The organism is Streptomyces sp. NBC_00273, assembly GCF_036178145.1.
GTDB lineage: Bacteria > Actinomycetota > Actinomycetes > Streptomycetales > Streptomycetaceae > Streptomyces.
On the sequence record NZ_CP108067.1, the window covers coordinates 4946789 to 4961881 of the forward strand.

General features: G+C 70.1%; 18 protein-coding genes and 1 pseudogene. 9 read left to right on the plus strand and 10 right to left on the minus strand.

The genetic code is table 11. The features are described from left to right. Positions 1-121 precede the first annotated feature (121 nt). The 3 genes and pseudogenes from OG386_RS21555 to OG386_RS21565 form a co-directional block, all read right to left on the minus strand. A pseudogene (locus tag OG386_RS21555) lies at positions 122-766 on the minus strand (tyrosine-type recombinase/integrase); the annotation flags it as partial. A 167-nt stretch (positions 767-933) separates the two neighbouring features. After that, positions 934-1545, minus strand: a complete 612-nt coding sequence (locus OG386_RS21560) for a hypothetical protein (RefSeq protein ID WP_328789502.1) — start codon at positions 1543-1545, stop codon at positions 934-936. Positions 1546-1712: 167 nt separating this feature from the next. Further along, positions 1713-2348, minus strand: coding sequence for a TetR/AcrR family transcriptional regulator (locus OG386_RS21565; protein ID WP_328789503.1), 636 nt, complete (start codon positions 2346-2348; stop codon positions 1713-1715). Between the two features lie 36 nt (positions 2349-2384). Between OG386_RS21565 and OG386_RS21570 the strand changes: the two genes are divergently transcribed. Continuing rightward, positions 2385-2711, plus strand: coding sequence for a rhodanese-like domain-containing protein (locus OG386_RS21570; RefSeq protein WP_328789504.1), 327 nt, complete (start codon positions 2385-2387; stop codon positions 2709-2711). A 34-nt stretch (positions 2712-2745) separates the two neighbouring features. Here OG386_RS21570 and yczR read toward each other — a convergent pair whose 3' ends face one another. Continuing rightward, a complete protein-coding gene (yczR, locus tag OG386_RS21575; protein WP_328789505.1) occupies positions 2746-4149 on the minus strand; it encodes an aminotransferase-like domain-containing protein in 1404 nt (467 codons plus the stop codon). 244 nt (positions 4150-4393) lie between these two features. On the opposite strand from yczR, the gene OG386_RS21580 reads away from it, so the two are divergent. Beyond that, a complete protein-coding gene (locus tag OG386_RS21580; RefSeq protein ID WP_328789506.1) occupies positions 4394-5656 on the plus strand; it encodes an MFS transporter in 1263 nt (420 codons plus the stop codon). A gap of 122 nt (positions 5657-5778) precedes the next feature. On the opposite strand, the gene OG386_RS21585 is transcribed toward OG386_RS21580, so the two are convergent. Beyond that, positions 5779-6231 (minus strand): GNAT family N-acetyltransferase, encoded by a 453-nt coding sequence (locus OG386_RS21585; RefSeq protein ID WP_328789507.1) that lies wholly within the window; start codon positions 6229-6231, stop codon positions 5779-5781. A gap of 85 nt (positions 6232-6316) precedes the next feature. Next, complete coding sequence (locus tag OG386_RS21590) at positions 6317-6952, minus strand: TetR/AcrR family transcriptional regulator (protein WP_328789508.1); 636 nt, start codon at positions 6950-6952, stop codon at positions 6317-6319. Positions 6953-7079: 127 nt separating this feature from the next. On the opposite strand from OG386_RS21590, the gene OG386_RS21595 reads away from it, so the two are divergent. Both OG386_RS21595 and OG386_RS21600 read left to right on the plus strand, forming a co-directional pair. Beyond that, positions 7080-8018, plus strand: a complete 939-nt coding sequence (locus OG386_RS21595; protein WP_328789509.1) for an alpha/beta fold hydrolase — start codon at positions 7080-7082, stop codon at positions 8016-8018. Between the two features lie 368 nt (positions 8019-8386). After that, the gene (locus OG386_RS21600) at positions 8387-8593 is read left to right on the plus strand and encodes a hypothetical protein (RefSeq protein WP_328789510.1); all 207 of its coding nucleotides are present in this window, start codon (positions 8387-8389) and stop codon (positions 8591-8593) included. Between the two features lie 45 nt (positions 8594-8638). On the opposite strand, the gene OG386_RS21605 is transcribed toward OG386_RS21600, so the two are convergent. Beyond that, the gene (locus OG386_RS21605; RefSeq protein ID WP_328789511.1) at positions 8639-9139 is read right to left on the minus strand and encodes a DUF5994 family protein; all 501 of its coding nucleotides are present in this window, start codon (positions 9137-9139) and stop codon (positions 8639-8641) included. A gap of 284 nt (positions 9140-9423) precedes the next feature. On the opposite strand from OG386_RS21605, the gene OG386_RS21610 reads away from it, so the two are divergent. The 4 genes from OG386_RS21610 to OG386_RS21625 are packed head-to-tail and all read left to right on the plus strand — an operon-like array spanning position 9424 to position 10863. Next, positions 9424-9999: a DUF5994 family protein gene (locus tag OG386_RS21610; RefSeq protein WP_328789512.1), complete on the plus strand. Its 576-nt coding sequence runs from the start codon at positions 9424-9426 to the stop codon at positions 9997-9999. Between the two features lie 5 nt (positions 10000-10004). Continuing rightward, the gene (locus OG386_RS21615; protein ID WP_328789513.1) at positions 10005-10193 is read left to right on the plus strand and encodes a hypothetical protein; all 189 of its coding nucleotides are present in this window, start codon (positions 10005-10007) and stop codon (positions 10191-10193) included. Between the two features lie 59 nt (positions 10194-10252). After that, positions 10253-10519: a hypothetical protein gene (locus OG386_RS21620; RefSeq protein ID WP_328793310.1), complete on the plus strand. Its 267-nt coding sequence runs from the start codon at positions 10253-10255 to the stop codon at positions 10517-10519. A gap of 59 nt (positions 10520-10578) precedes the next feature. After that, on the plus strand, positions 10579-10863 hold the full coding sequence (locus tag OG386_RS21625) for a hypothetical protein (RefSeq protein ID WP_328789514.1): 285 nt from the start codon (positions 10579-10581) through the stop codon (positions 10861-10863). Between the two features lie 14 nt (positions 10864-10877). On the opposite strand, the gene OG386_RS21630 is transcribed toward OG386_RS21625, so the two are convergent. Then, a complete protein-coding gene (locus OG386_RS21630; RefSeq protein WP_328789515.1) occupies positions 10878-12146 on the minus strand; it encodes an ATP-binding protein in 1269 nt (422 codons plus the stop codon). Positions 12147-12306: 160 nt separating this feature from the next. Between OG386_RS21630 and OG386_RS21635 the strand changes: the two genes are divergently transcribed. Beyond that, entirely contained in the window at positions 12307-13506 is a 1200-nt protein-coding gene (locus OG386_RS21635) for a PP2C family protein-serine/threonine phosphatase (protein WP_328789516.1), read from the plus strand. Between the two features lie 142 nt (positions 13507-13648). Here OG386_RS21635 and OG386_RS21640 read toward each other — a convergent pair whose 3' ends face one another. Continuing rightward, on the minus strand, positions 13649-14425 hold the full coding sequence (locus OG386_RS21640; RefSeq protein ID WP_328789517.1) for a DUF998 domain-containing protein: 777 nt from the start codon (positions 14423-14425) through the stop codon (positions 13649-13651). Between the two features lie 102 nt (positions 14426-14527). Further along, a complete protein-coding gene (locus OG386_RS21645) occupies positions 14528-14995 on the minus strand; it encodes a hypothetical protein (protein WP_328789518.1) in 468 nt (155 codons plus the stop codon). Positions 14996-15093 lie beyond the last annotated feature (98 nt).

Genomic DNA, 15093 nt, shown 5'->3' on the forward strand with positions numbered 1-15093 from the left:
CACGGCACGGCCGTAGACGGGCCATCGACGAGCGCCGCCGCTGCTGTTCGGGTCCAACGGCACCCAGAGAGCCGGTGAGGAGAGGAAGGCGAGACGCCTCCCTCCCCTCCCCCACCGATCGTCAAGCGCCCTTCGCCTGCCTCTTCACCGCTCCCTTGACGCGGGCAGCGCGTACCCGGGCGTCGATGCCCCCGGCGACCTCCTGCTGACGCTCGTCGTCGGAGTGCTGGTAGATCATCGCGGCCTTCTCCGAGGACTGGCCGGCGCGGACCATCGTGTCCTTGAGGGTCGCGCCGGACTGGGTGGAGAGGGTGTGGCCGGTGTGGCGCAGGTCGTAGAAGCGGAAGTCCTTCGACAGTCCGACCTTCGCGCGGGCCTTGGCCCACTTGCGGCCGAAGGACGTGCGCCGGAACGGCGCCCCCTTCTCCCCCACGAACAGCAGCCCGTCGGGCTCCTTCTCCGCGAACCAGTCCAGGTGCCGCTTGACCTCCATGGAGAGGAAGGCCGGCAGGTGGATGGTGCGGACGCCCGCCGCCGACTTGGTGTCGCCTTCGACGCGGCGGCCGGTGTTCAGTTCCGGGGCGGCCTCGGTGATCCGTACGGCGAGGGGATCGAGGGTGACCGAGGTCCGGCGCAGGGCCGCCTGCTCCTCCGGGCGCATCGGGCCGTAGGCGCAGAAGTAGACCATCAGCCGCCAGCGCGGGCCCATGGCTTCGGCGAGGGCGTCGACCTGGGCGACGGTCGCGGTCGAGCGCTCCTTGGCCTGCCCATCTCGCGCAGGCCACGAGCGGTGAACAGCGGGCAACACGGGTGCAGGGGCCGCCTCCAAACGGGCCCTTGGGGGGACCATCACTGCAGGTCAGGGGCTCAGTCAAGGCCGCAGGCAGCGTAGGTTCCGAAGCTTATGGCGCGGGTTCGATTCCCGTCGTCCGCTCAGATACGAAGGCCCAGGTCAACGACCTGGGCCTTCGTCGTTGTTAGGCGGTCGATGATGCTGTCCCGGTCCTGTCCCTCCGCGCCGTCGACGGTCGGATACGAGGTCACGACGAGACGGTCGGAGCCCGCCCACAGCATCGCGGTTCCCAGAACGAGCCATTCACCGCTGACCGTCCGGCCGAGGTCGCCGCTGTCGCAGCACAGCATCGACACCTGCCGGGGCATCGGGAAGCGCCCCGGTTCCCCGAAGAGCATGCCCGCCGTGAGCACCCGCGCCGCCGCCTCGGGATCCCCGTCGTCGGTCGCGGGACGCAGGACGATTCCGCCCTTCAGCGGGGAGGCCACCTGTTCCGCCGTGTGGCAGGCGATGACGGCGCTGCCCTCGCCCCGCTCCCGCAACTCCCGCAACTCCCGCAACTCCCGCAGTTTCGCCCCGAGTCCTTCCAGGGAGACGTCCGTGGACGGGGTCAGCACGGTCACGTCGTCGGGCAGGTGCTCCAACAGCATCCGCGCCCCGGTCAGTTCGGCGTCCGGGTCCGGTTCCCCGAGGTCCGCTCCGGGGTCAATGAGGGCGAGGGCGGCTTCGTCGTGCCGGGGTCCGATGAGCAACGCACTGGCCAGGACGCGGTCCTCCCAGTCCCAGAGCTCCTCGCCCGCGTGCTACCGCCCCGGTCGTCCGATCAGTGCACGCGAGCGTAGCGGCCGGAAGCGGTCCCCGGGGCCCGTTCCGCACGACCGCCGCACCGCCGGGGAACGGGATGGCACTGGGTTGACCTTTACGGGCCGGGGACTTGCGTCGCCGAGCGGACGAGGCGGATGAGGCCTGCTCGCATCCGTTGTTCGCCGAGTTCCGGCAGGAGTGCGGCTACGTGTTCGGCGGCCAGCGCGGCAAGTAGGGCGTGGGCGGTGGGCTCGGGGTCGGGGTCGGGTGTGGCGGCCAGCAGGATCGTCGTGTGGCGGTGCCAGAACCGGTAGGCCCCGATCCGGTAACGGGCGCCGACCGCGGCAGTCTCCGAGGTGCGGATGAGCGTCAGGTTCTCCAGCAGATAGTCGAAGTAGGCGTTGACGAATGCGGTGAGTCGCTCGGTGACGGCGGCTCCGGGGCCGAGCGGTGGCGGTCCGTACAGGATCGCCTCCTGCAGCACGCGTTCCCGGGCATCAAGAAGTGCGGCGGCCAGCCCGGACTTGTCGCCGAAGCGGCGGTACAGGGTGCCCTTGCCGACGCCGGCGGCTTCGGCCACTTGATCCATGGAGACCGCCTCCACCCCGTGCTCGGCGAACAGACGAGCGGCCGCCTCCAGCACGGCGGCACGGTTGCGCGCCGAGCGCGCCTGCTCCTTCGGCGGCGGGGTGCGCAGGAGTTCCAACAGCATTGCAGAATCGGACTGCAGTCCGTTATCGTCATGAGCCACAACCGGACTATAGTCCGTTCTCTGAAAGGCAGTGGCATGACCGCACTCATCACACGCGACGAGTTGAAGACGGCGATAGACGCGGGCAGTGTGACCGTGATCGACACGCTGGGCGGCGAGTACTACGCCAAGCAACACCTGCCCGGCGCGCTCACGCTGGTTTCGGCCGACGTGGACGCCCAGGCGTCCGCCCTGCTCCCCGACCGCGACGCTGCGATCGTCACCTACTGCTCCAACCCGGCGTGCCCCAACAGCGGACAGGTCGCCGACCGGCTCACCGCCCTCGGCTACACCGACGTTCGCAAGTACCGCGAAGGCATCCAGGACTGGGTGGAGGCCGGCCTCCCCACCGAATCCGCCTGACTCCACCGGGGGAGGGATTCGGTGGTGCCGGCCTTCACGCCCTGCGTGAGCGGGCGGGCCGCTCGCGGGTCGTCGCTTGTTCGGTCAGTACGGCGACCGCGCGGGTCAGGGTTCCGGGGGTGGCCGTGTAGGGGAGCCGCAGGTAGCGGGTCAGGGTGCGGTCGGCGGAGAAGGTCGGCCCGGGCGAGAGTTTCAGGCCCTGGCGGGCTGCGCGGGCGGCCAAGGCGGTGGCGGTCGTGTCGTGCAGCCGCAGCCACAGGCACAGGCCGCCCGGAGGGCGCGTGAAGCTCCATCCGCCGACACCCTCCAGCAAGGCCACGAGGTGGTCGCGCTGGGCGCGGAGTCGGTCACGCCGGTCGTGTAGCAGGTCCTGCGGGTCGGCCAGGAGTTCGCAGGCGATGAGCTGCTCCAGCGGCGGCGGTGACAGTCTCGCTTGGAGCGGGTTGTGCAGGAGTTCGCGGATGACGGCGGCGTCGGTGCGCAGCCAGCCGACGCGCAGGCCGCCCCAGACGAGCTTGCTCGTTGAGCCGATGGAGATGACGGCTCTGCCCGTCAGGTGCGGGACGGACTCCGGTGGGGTGCGCAGGTCCAGGTCGCGCAGGGTTTCGTCGCCGATGATCGTCATGTCGTTGCGGGCCGCCAGTTCGGCCACGTGGTCGCGCAGGTCGGCGGACATGAGGGCGCCGGTGGGATTGTGGAAGTCCGGTGTCAGGTAGGCCAGTCCCGGCCGTACCGTCTTCACGGCGTGGGTGAGGTGGTCCGGATCCCAGCCGTCGGAGGTGACGGGTGAGGCCACCAACCGGGCGCGGCGGCGTCGCAGGACGGCCAGTGCGCCTTGGTATGTGGGGCTCTCCACCAGGACGGGGCGGGCGCGGTCGTGCAGGTGGTCGGCCAGGAGGGTGAAGGCTGCCCTGGCGCCCGAGGTGACCAGGATCTGATCGGGGCGGGTCGGTAGGCCCTCGCGGGTGTACCGGTCGGCCAGCAGTTCCCGCAGCTGCGGTAGACCCGCGTCGGGCTCGGCCGCGTCCATCAGCAGGGACGCCGATCGTTCCACCGCTCTGCGCGATGCTTCCAAGTAGGCGGCCTGGGGGGCGGCGGGCACCGCGCGGGTGAAGTCAAGGCCGTCCCCGTGGTCCATTGACCAGGGTGCAGTGCGCTCGGTGATTTCCGGTGGGAGCCGGACGTCGCTGCCGCTGCCGTGGTGAGTGCGCAGCCAGCCGGTGTCGCGGAGCGCGGCCAGGGCGGTGACCACGGTGCCGCGGCTGATCTGGAGGGATGTGGCGAGGGCGCGTTCGGAGGGAAGTCGCGTGCCGATGGGGATCCGTCCGTCGATGACGGCGTCCCGGATTGCGGCGCTGAGTGCTTCCGCGAGAGGTCCTGGTTCCTGCCGCCAGCTACCCAGAGCGGAGGCGATTCCGGGATTTCGAGTTCCGGTCATTGGTCCAGTTTGCCGAATGTGGACCAGGACTCGGGTGGCGGCGGTTCGTAGTGTCGGACCCGCTGACCCGCGACCGTGCCCTGAGGAGCCGTCCCTTGCCTTCTTTGCCTTCTTCGTTCTCTGCAGATTCGACCGGGCTGCCAGCCGTCCTCGAGCCCACCCGCGAGGGCGCTGAGGAGGCCCTCGTCGGTCGTGGCGGCCGGCAGGCGGCCCAGGTGTCACCGGCAACGGCATGATCGGCTGGTTGCGGCAGACCACTGGCGGACTGCCGACCACCTTCTGGTACCTGTGGACAGCGTCGCTGATCAACCGGACCGGCGCGGTGGCTCAGATCTACCTCGGGGTGTACCTGCTTTCGGTCCGGCACTTCGATGCCTCCTACGCCGGCCTGGTCATCGGTCTGGGCGGGATCGGCACCGCCGTGGGGGCGCTTCCAGGCGGGATCATCGCCGACCGGTGGGGGCGGCGCCCGGCGATGCTCGGAGCATCCGTGCCGGCGGCGATGACGATGCTGGCCCTGGGCTGGGTCACCAGCCAGGCAGCCGTCCTGGTCCTGGCATGGGTGCTCGGGGTGTTCCTCGGCATCGTCCGGCCGGCGTTCACCGCGTCGATCATCGACGTCGTCGCCGATGCCGACCGGGTCCGGGCCCTGAACCTGAACTACTGGGCGTTCAACCTGGGATCGGGGGCCGCAGCGTTGCTCGCCGGCCTGCTGGCCAGGATCGAGCCGATGCTGTTGTTCGCGATGAACGCCGGCGTACTGCTGTGTTCGACGCTGATGCTGGCGTTGAAGGTCCCGGAGACCAGGCCGGCCGCCCAGGTGGCCAAGGCCGGCCCGGTCGGGCTCGGCGTCGTCTTCCGGGACCGGACCTTCATGGTCTTCGTCGGACTGACCCTGCTCGGCTGGACGATGATCGAGACCAACAAGATGCTCCCGGTCGCCCTCGTTGCCGACGGGCTGGACGTGACGTCGTACGGTCAGGTGATCGTGGTCAACATGGCGCTGATCGTCGTCGGTCAACTCTTCCTGCCCGGGCTCGTGGCCCGGCTCCGTCAGGAGCGCGTGCTGGCCGCCTCGGTCATGTTCATCGGGGTCGGCTTCGGGCTGGTCACCCTCGCCGACACGTTGGGTGCGTACGCGCTGACGGTCGCCATCTGGACCCTCGGCGAGATGCTGATGACCGTGGCGAACTCCGCGCTGACTACCCAGCTGTCGCCGGCCAGCGCCCGGGGCCGGTACCAGGGAGTCTTCGGATGTGGCCTGACCGTCGCGATGTTCCTCGGGCCAGCGCTCGGCGGGTGGGTCGCCGAACGCCTTGGCACGGACACGCTGTGGGTCGGAGTGTTCTGGCTCGGTCTCGTCCTGGCGGCGGCGAACCTGGCGGTCGGTTCCGCCCGGGCTCGTCGAACGACCCTCCTGCGGGCCGCTTCCACGGCGGTCCACGAAGCGGTGCGCCAAGCCGACACCCGCACGACGGGGCACCCCGCCCATCGACATCGCCCCTGACCCGTACGCGGGTTCACGTTCCGGGCGGTTCCCAAGCTCATGGCGCGGGTTCGATTCCCGTCCTCCGCTCCACGACAAATACCCAGTTCGGCGACCTGGGGCTGCCGTGTTGCCCGATCCGGTCAGGAGGCCGCATTGCGCAGGTCGGGGCGGTTCCTGGGCAGCCCGAAGCCCGCCATCTCCTTCTCCTCGTAGGACAGGAAACCCAGGCTTCGGTAGAACGCGTGGTTGCGCTTGCCCTCCGGTGACGACTCGTGGTCCGTGGAGAGGACGAAGAAGCGGCAGTGCGAGTACCGCCGCATGAGGTGCTCGACCAGGGACCGGCCGACGCCCTGCCGGTGATGCGCAGGGTTGACCACCACATCCTGGACGTAGCAGACGTGTTCGTCGTCGGAGATCGTTCGGGCCAGACCGAGGAGCGTTCCGGACCCGTCTCGTGCCGTGATGACCAGGTGGGAGTTGGCCAGGCCCCGGCACAGCCTGTCGACGTCGCGGGTGTAGCCCTCCCATCCGACCGAGTCGTAGAGGCTCAGCATTTCGCCCGGATCGAATGCGTCCTCTTCCCCTACGTACATGTTGAAACCCCCCGTCCGGCAGTGCCGCTCCGTATCCCCGACTCGACACCGCACCCGGCGCCGCGTGCCAGTGCTTCGCGTCCCATCAGATCGATCCCGCTCCCTTCCCGGACGTCCCGGCAGTCGTGAAGATCCGGCCCAGGTGGTAGCGGAGCACCGCGATCGCCGACTCCGCACTCCGCTGGCCCACGAGGATGCTGGTGCCCAGGGTCGCCGCCATCGCGAGCAGGCTCATCGCCTCCGTGCACGCGTCGGCGCCCGGGTCGGCAACGCCTGACGCCTGCGCCTGTTCGAGGAGTCCGGTCAGGGCGTGCTCCGCGGCGTCGGGGTTGTCGATGAAGGGCTGGGCGGCCAGCGCCCCGTCGGTCACCGACAGGATCGCGTACGAGCTGTACAGCAGGTGGAACGTGCGGCTCTCCTGGTCGGTCGGCAGCGAGGCCAGCAGCAGTTCCTCCACCGTGGCGCGCGGGCCCGGGTCCGGGCCGGCAGCGGCCAGCCGGACGCGCACCCTCGCGGTGAAGCGGTCGGTCAGGTGCCGGAGGCCGTAGAAGAGCAGCTTCTCCTTGGTCTCGAAGTAGTACTGCACGAGCCGGAGCGACACGCCTGCCTCCGCGGCCACGTCGCGCATGCCGACGGCGTGCAGCCCGCGCCGCCCCGCCACCTGGATGAGCGCTTCGGCGATCTGGGCGCGCCGCTCCTCGTGATCCACCCGCTTCGGCATGTTCCCGTGTCTCCGCGTGTTGATGACGGGTTCGCGCTCGGCTACCCGAACCCCTTCATGGTACCGATGTACCACATTGATGGTACGGTCGTACCACGAAGAACGGATCTTCACAGGAGGTGCCGCCGTGCCCGAGAACACCGCCCGCGTACGCCGCGATGTGGGCCGCTACGTCAACGACGCCCTGCGCGACCGCTACTTCGCCGCCGCCGACGTGCTCTACGCGATGGGGGCACCCGCCCGCTCCGAGACGGACGTGGAGACGAGCTTCGGCACCACCCACGTCTACCGGTACGGGCCCGCGGACCCCGCGGCCGAGTCCCGGACGCCGATCGTCCTGATCCACGGCGCCGGCTACAGCTCGGCGATGTGGTACCCCAACACCCCCGGGCTCAGCCTCGACCGCCCCGTCTACGCCCTCGACACCCCGGGCGACGCGAACCGCAGCATCCACCGCGAGCCCATGTGGCAGCCCGAGCGCGCCGCGCAGTGGATGGACGAGGCCCTCGACGCGCTCGGCCTCGACCGGGTCCACCTCGTGGGCTCCTCCTACGGTGGCTGGCTCGTCCTCAACCAGGCCCACCGGCGGCCCGGACGGCTCGCCTCGGTCACCGCCCTCGACCCGGGCGGCCTGGAGAAGGTCGGCCTGCGCTTCTTCGCCTGGGTCTTCGTGAGCCTGTTCGCCACCTTCGCCCCGAAGGCGCTGCGCCCCCGGCTCGCCAAGTGGCTGGACCAGCCGGTCATCGCCGTACCCGAGATGCGCAAGTGGATCCAGCTCGGCGCCCGCGCGTACCGGATCCGCCGCCCCGCACCCCTGCCGCTGGCCGAGGACGCGCTGCGGTCCATCCGGACCCCGCTCTACGTCATCATGGGCAAGCACAGCCTGCTCGTGCATCCGAAGCGACAGCTGGAACGCGTACCGCGCCTCGTCCCCGGAGCCCGCGCCGAGATCATCACCGCGACCGGGCACGGCCCGCAGATCGACCACCCGGACGTGGTCAACGCCCGGATGCTGTCCTTCATGGAGGACGCCGACTCCCTCGACCCTGCTGCGGTCGACGCGTAGGGCTACGGCAGGAAGGCAACGGCGCCGACGACGGCTGCTCCGTGCCACAACGTGCCGGGTCCGTGCCGCAGCGGTACCGCGGATCACGCGCTGCGCTGGTCGTGGGTTTCCCGGCGGAGCTGGTCGGCGTGGCGGGTCAGGGCGTCGATGCGGTCGGCGAGGGCCAGGTCCAGGTCGCCGATGGCGACCCCTTCCTCGGGCCTGCGACGCCCGGCGACAGGGGGAGCGATCCCTCTGTCGTGGGGCCAGCAGGCGGGGCGCCATCCGTGTGCTTCGCCGCGCAGTCGACGTGATGCGGACCGTCGGTGTGCGTGGCAGCGTGGTCCGAGAGGAATCCCGTACCCCCACGCATCAAGAGGAGCACCGTCATGGACGGTACGCAGGACAAGCGTCAGGAGCCGGGCAAGGGCCGGGGCCGCGAGGCGCAGGAACACCACCGCCCCGGGGACCCTGCGCAGCCCCGACCCGGCAAGCAGGCCCGTGAACAGAAGCGGCAGCCCGGGCAGAAGGAGAGTCCGCGGCGCCGCGAGGACGACCTGCTGCGCGAAGAGGACCTGCACGACGAGGGGCTCTGACCGGGGCACCGCACGCCCGGAGCATCGGTCGCCGTGGAATCGGAGTCAGCCTTCCGCATCGGCGGCGCTGTCCTCGGGTTCGGGTGTGGTGGCGATGAGGATCTGAGCGGCCTGCGTGATGTTGTCGGCGCGGACGGCGCGGGCCATCGCTTCGCGGGCGGCGTCGGCGGTGGTGTCCGGGGGGACCACCAGCAGGGCGAAGTGGTCGTTGTGGCCGCGCGTGATGAGGACGGTGTCGTCGCCGACCGGATCGGAGTCGAGGTGCACGACCTGGCCGTCGATGACCAGGCGGGCCGGGAGGTCGTTCCAGGCGGACGCGTCCACACCAACCCTGGTGATCGGGCCGAGGTGCCCGGTCAGGACGCTGATCAGCGCAGGCAGCTCGGTTGCGATGTCGCGGGTCCGCGGCCACCAGGCGCCGTCAAGGAGCCCCTCCCGGGACCGCGTGGTCTCCAGGCGCAGCACGGCCGCCCCCGGCTGGATCGCATGGTGGATCGCATCCGGTAGGAGCAGTGGGGGCGTGTGGGGGATGTCGGAGTCAGCCATGTGGGTTCACCCGTCCGCAGGGTGCGGCCCTCTGCGTCGCAGGTCGACACCGGTGCCGGTGTCGGTCGGGCGACGTCCGCGAACCTGTCGTCCTTTCACCGTACTCCCGCCGCCCACTCCACCGCCCACCGGGAAATACCTGGTCAGAACGGCCGTATCGAGCCGAACGGGCGTACAGTCAAAGTACCGGGAGTACTTCGAGCACCTGCTTCACGCGGGTGTCATTTCCGGCGATCGCCTAAAAACCGGGCTGCCGACGGGCAGTCCGGGGGCAGGTCCACACCATGACCACCACCCTCGACCCGACCGCGCCCCGCGACCTCGCCGCAGAGTCCCCGGCTCGCTTGTCCCTCACCCCGAAGACCACGCTCGCCGGCCAGCTGGACGGGGCCTGGTGGCCCTACTCCCGTGACCTCGAGGCCGAGCTCCCCCCGCTCGCCGCCGCCTTGGAGGAACCCTGGGGGCGCGTCACCCGCGTCAGTGTGAACCCCAGCCGCTGGCCGGTCGTTCCGCGCACGGTTGCCCTGGACGGGCGCACGCTGCACGTGGGCTGGTTCACCGAACAGGACCCCGACAAGCTGATCCTGCTCTCCTACACCGTCGGCCGCTGGGACCTCCTCGTCATCCCGCCCGAGACCGCACCCGCAGCTGCGGCCCGGCTGATGGCCGCCGCCGCGATCCCGGGCAGCGTCCTGGCCGCGGGCGTCCTGATGGCCAACGAGACCGTCATCGGGTGCGGCATCCGGGACGCCCGCCGCCGGGAAGCCACCTGGGAGGACGAAGGCGGGGCCTGCATGTCCCCGTTCGGGGTCGCGATGGGACGAAGCGCCCTGCCGCTGTCCGCGAACGGCTGGAGGTGAGCTCCGTGGAGACCGTCGTCCTCATCGCGGTGATCATCCTCATGATCGGCGTCGCAATGCGCTGGATCCAGGTGCTGAACGCCCGGGACGAAGCGCGGATCGAGGCCTACCGCTTCAGCGACCCCCTGCCGAGACCTCCCGGTCTGCCGGACGACACCGGTCGTCGGGGCCACCACACGGATGCCGACCGGTGAGGAACAGCACCTCCACCGACCACCGGCCTCACACCCACTGCGAAGGGAACCACGCCCACGTGAAGTTCATCGAGACCCAGACACTGCCCTCGCTCGGGCACGCCGAGGTACGCATCATCGCGCGCACCCCCGAAGCCGCCCGAACGGTCGCGGAAGCCCTCCGCGGCTGCTTCGCAGGAGCGGAACAGCGCAGCTATCCGGGCCTCGACGGCGACACCCGCCTCCACCTCACCGTGGACACGGCAACACCCGCCGGCCCCGACCGCTCCCGGCCGGCGGCCACCAGGCCTTCCGCCGGCACCGGCGCACACTCCGACGAGATCTGACAAGCCCCGACCGGCCCCGGAGCCCACCCGCCCCACCCCACACACGAAAGGACGCGGTCATGGCTACGCTGCGCGAACGCAAGACCTACCGCGACCAGGTGCTCCGGGTCCTGTACGAAGCCGTCGAAGGCAACCGCCTCCTCGGCACCACCGGAGCACAGCTGCGGCGCGACCTCCACGTACCGGAACAGGACCTGGCCGCCGCCTGCACCTACCTGGCGGGCGAGGGACTGATCACCGTCGACTGGGAACCCGGCAACACTCCCGCAATGGTCACCCTCACCCACGAGGGAATCCGGCACATGGAGGCCGACGAGGAAGGGACGGCCACCGGCCCGGCCTGATCCGGACAACACACCTAGATGCGGGCGAACTTCTCGGTCTGCTGGGCGAACTCCTGGGCCATGGCCGCACTGACCGTGGGTCTGGTCTCGCCGATCGTGCGCAGGTAGTCCTCGGTGGTGGGGCGGGCCCGAGCTCCGGTGTCGAAGGTGCGCTCGAACTGGGCTTGGGAAACGGTGCGCGCCACATGGGCGATGTCGGCAGGTGTGAACCCTTCGCTGGCGGACGCCAGCACCGTGCTGTCTGCCTCGGCGGCCGCTCGGGACAGATAGCTCTCCCACAGCTCGGTCCTCGCGCGGTCGTCGGGCGGGCCGATCGGCAGCACGTAGTCGAAGCGGCCGTGCCGCAGGAACGCGGAGTCGAGGGTGGTCACGTCGTTCGTGGCGCAGACCAGCAGCCGTCCGTCCTGGCCCCGGAACCGGACGATCGCCTTGAGCAGTTCGTTGACGACGCCGACGGCGGTCGCGTCCGCGCCGCTCCGGGTCCCGGCGATCTCCTCGACCTCGTCGATGAAGACCAGGACGTGGTCGAGCCGGGCGATCTCGTCGAAGCGCCGGTTCAGCCCCGTGGCCAGCCCGTACTCGGCGGCCAGCCGGGCGGGGAACAGTTCGAGGAACGGCCATCTCAGGCGGCTGGCGATCGCGTGCGCGAACGTGCTCTTGCCGGTGCCCGGCGGACCGAACAGCATCACTGCCCGCGGCAGCTCCACCCCGTGCTGAGCGGCCATTTCGGGATGGGCCAGTGGCAGGACCAGGCGCCGCTCGATGAGCACCTTCTCCCTCTGCATGCCCGCGACCTTCTGCCACAGTCCCCCGGGCGGTAGCTCCGCTCCCAGCGACGCGAGCATGCTGACCGCCTGCGGCGTCACCCGCCCGCGCTTCTCGAAGAAGACCAGGCCCGGACGGGCGCCGAAGCCGCAGTTGTGCAGGGCGGTGGCACCGGTCTCGCCGTCGGGCAGGACCGCGTGAACCGTGCGGACTCCACTGGCGAACAGCCGGTGCTCCAAGGCCGTGATCAGGTCGCTACCCAGCCCTTGGTGCCGCCAGGCGGGCGCCAGGCTGATGCGCAGGATCCACGCCCGCTCACCGTCCACCCTGCTCACCGCGGCGCCGACCACCTCCTCGTCCGTGGTGGCCACCACCGCCGGGTGGCTGGCCTGGAGGGCCGCCACGGCGTCCGAGAGCGGGAAGAGAGGTGGCTCTTCGGCCGTTCCGCTCTCCGCGTCGACTCGGAGCACCGCTTCGAGATCGTCCTGGGTGTAGTCCCTGACATGCCAACCCGTCATGGTCAGCTCCGCGTGCTCGGCCGTACTCCCATCATCGGCCGATGTGAGCCGGGGCGCGCAGGGAAGCCGTGTGGCGTGCCCGGTCGCCGGGGAGCATCCTGGAGGCCACGCCGCCCGTGGAGCCAGGACGTCGGCCTGCCGCCCGGTTGGAGGCAACAGGATGACCGTCGGAGGGCGCGGGGACCCGGACCGCTCGGAGAGCTTCGGGGAGGAGCTGCTCGGGGTGTTCCTGGATCGTGCGCACGAACTGCCACCCCATCTGGTCGGCCCGCTCCTCGCGGAGACGGTGGCCCGGATGGGAGGCCGCGTACCGCAGATCCTGCTCCAGGACTACGGACAGCAGCAGCTGGTCCCCCTGCCCGCCGATGGTGTGGCCGCCGGTGATCCGCAGCCCATCGACCGGTCCGAAGCCGGCCGGTGCTTCCTGGAGTCCCGCACCGTCGAAGTCTTGGCGCCCGACGGCGTACGGATCCACCTGCCCCTGCTGGACGGCGGCGACCAGGTGGGGGTCCTCTCGGTCACCCTGGACAGGATCGACGACGACGCCCGCCGCCTCCTGCGCAGGATCGCCGGCCTGGTGGCCGACCTGCTGCAGACCAAGAACGGCTACACCGACCTCTTCTTCCGGACCCGCCGCAGCGAACCGATGAGCGTGGCTGCGGAGATCCAGTGGTCCCTGCTGCCCCCGCTGTCGATGGTGATGCCCCGCGTCGCGGTCGCCGGAGTCCTGGAGCCCGCCTACGCCGTGGCGGGGGACAGCTTCGACTACGCCCTGAACGGCGAGGTCCTGCACCTCGCCATGGTCGATGCCATGGGGCACGGCCTGGACGCGGCCACGATGGCCACGGTGGCCATCGGTGCGTACCGTCACGCCCGCCGGATCAGCATCGAACTGTCCGAGATCTACCTCTTCATGGACCGGGCCGTCGCCGAGCAGTTCGACCCGGACCACTTCGTGACGGCCCAGATGATGCGCCTGGACACGGACACGGGGCGCCTCCAGTGGGTCAACGCGGGGCATCCCGCGCCGATGCTGATCCGCGCGCACCGCGTCGTGCGCCGTCTGGACAGCCCCACGACCCTCCCCGTCGGCTTCGGAGGGGCCCAGCCGCAGGTCAGCAGGGTGGAGCTGGAGCCGGGCGACCGCGTCCTCTGCTTCACCGACGGCCTGATCGAAGAGCATGAAAACGGGCAGGAGCAGTTCGGCGAGGATCAGCTGATCGACTGGGTGAACCAGCTGGAGCAGGCCGACCACGGGATCCGCACGGTGGCCCGGGACCTGTCCCACACCCTCAAGCGGGCACGCGGCGAAACCACCTCGGACGACGCGACGCTCGTCCTGTTCGAATGGCGTGGATGACGGAAGGCCGTGCCCCGCACCGAGAGACTCGAGTAGCGTGTTCTCGCAGGTCATAGGCCTCAGAGCGGCAAAGCGCCGAGCGGTTCCCACGCTCATGGAGCGGGTTCGGTTCCCGCCACCCGCTCCATGACGAAGCCCCGGGTCAACGACCATCGGCGGGCGAGGCGCTGACGAGACCGTGCTCGTACACGGTGATGACCAGTTGCACGCGGTCACGCAGGCCCAACTTGCCGATGGCACGGGAGATGTGGGTCTTCACGGTCAGCGGGCTGATCACCAGTGCGGCAGCGATCTCGCCGTTGGACAGCCCTTCCACCGTGCCCGACGTCGAAGGCCGGGGAGTCGCCGAGATCGCTGCCAGAGCCAGCCAGGCCAGGTTCAGGGCGATGACGATGCGTTCGGCCAGGCCCAGAGGGGCCGTGTGGGTGAGGGCCGTCTTGTCCACCAACGCCACCGCGAACAGCACGAACGCCACCGACGACGCCCACGCGAGCACGGTCAGCCCACGGGTCTTCGAGGCCCGCGCGAGTTCGCGCCGCCACACCACGGTCAGCCGGACGATCGCGATGGCCAGGGCGAGGAACCCCGCCCAGGCCGCGACTCCGTGCACGCCGTCGGAGAGCGAGGGGCGGCTCCAGTTGCCCGGCGGGTCAGCCGGAAAGACGGCAGCCACCAGTACGCATCCCGCCCAGAAGTGCAGCAGCCACCCGCCCCGTCCACTGCCGACGGCCCGGACCGCCACGGCCTCCGACCCGACCGCGACCGCCAGCTGTCCGACGGTCACCAGCCAGCCGTGCGGCAGGTTGACGTACCTGCTGACGGTCTCGGCCAACGGGTCGTATCCCCTGTTGACCGCATCGGATATCGCGAAGGCGAGGACGGCGACGGCAAAGCCGGCCAGGGATAATGTCTTGGTCATAGAGCCAGACAGTAGGTCTGGCATCGGCCCGGGAGCATCGTCCTCGACGCGTCATCCGAGCCTGCCTCAGCGGAGTACCCGACTACTCCGATCGAGGTACGTTCAACCCTTCTCCGGCTCCCGCCCCACTCTGCTACATCCGGAACCAGAGGTCGGGGTTCGTGGATCGTCGATGTCGAGCACAAGCTCGAACCCCGAGGTCGAACTGAAGGTAGCGACGTTTCCTGACAGTCGAATCCGATCGAACGGATTGGATTCGATGAAGAACATCGCCCAATGGAGCGCGCGGTCCACAGTCAACCGCGCAATGAACCCCTCCGACCCGTACGAGCCCTCGCCGCACCACAGCAGCCCCTCCTCTCCTAGGTCTACCGCGGCGAGCCCGTCGACCGAAGACACCCACGACGGATCGCCTTCCAGCACTTCATCGAGATCGAACGGGGCGAGCACCGTGAAACCCCTCGGTGTGGTGGGGTCGAGGGCGACATCGTAGGAGTGCCCGTCGGCATGGTGGAGTGCGTCCTTGACGGGCAGCTCGAAGTCTTTCCACAGGCGTTCGATCGCGGTCACTTGCTCTCACATCTCCCGTTGCGCACCCACTCCGGCCCCCTGTTCCGGGATCTCCCATGGAACGCCTCGTCCCGGTGGTTGGTTCGCGCATCTCGATG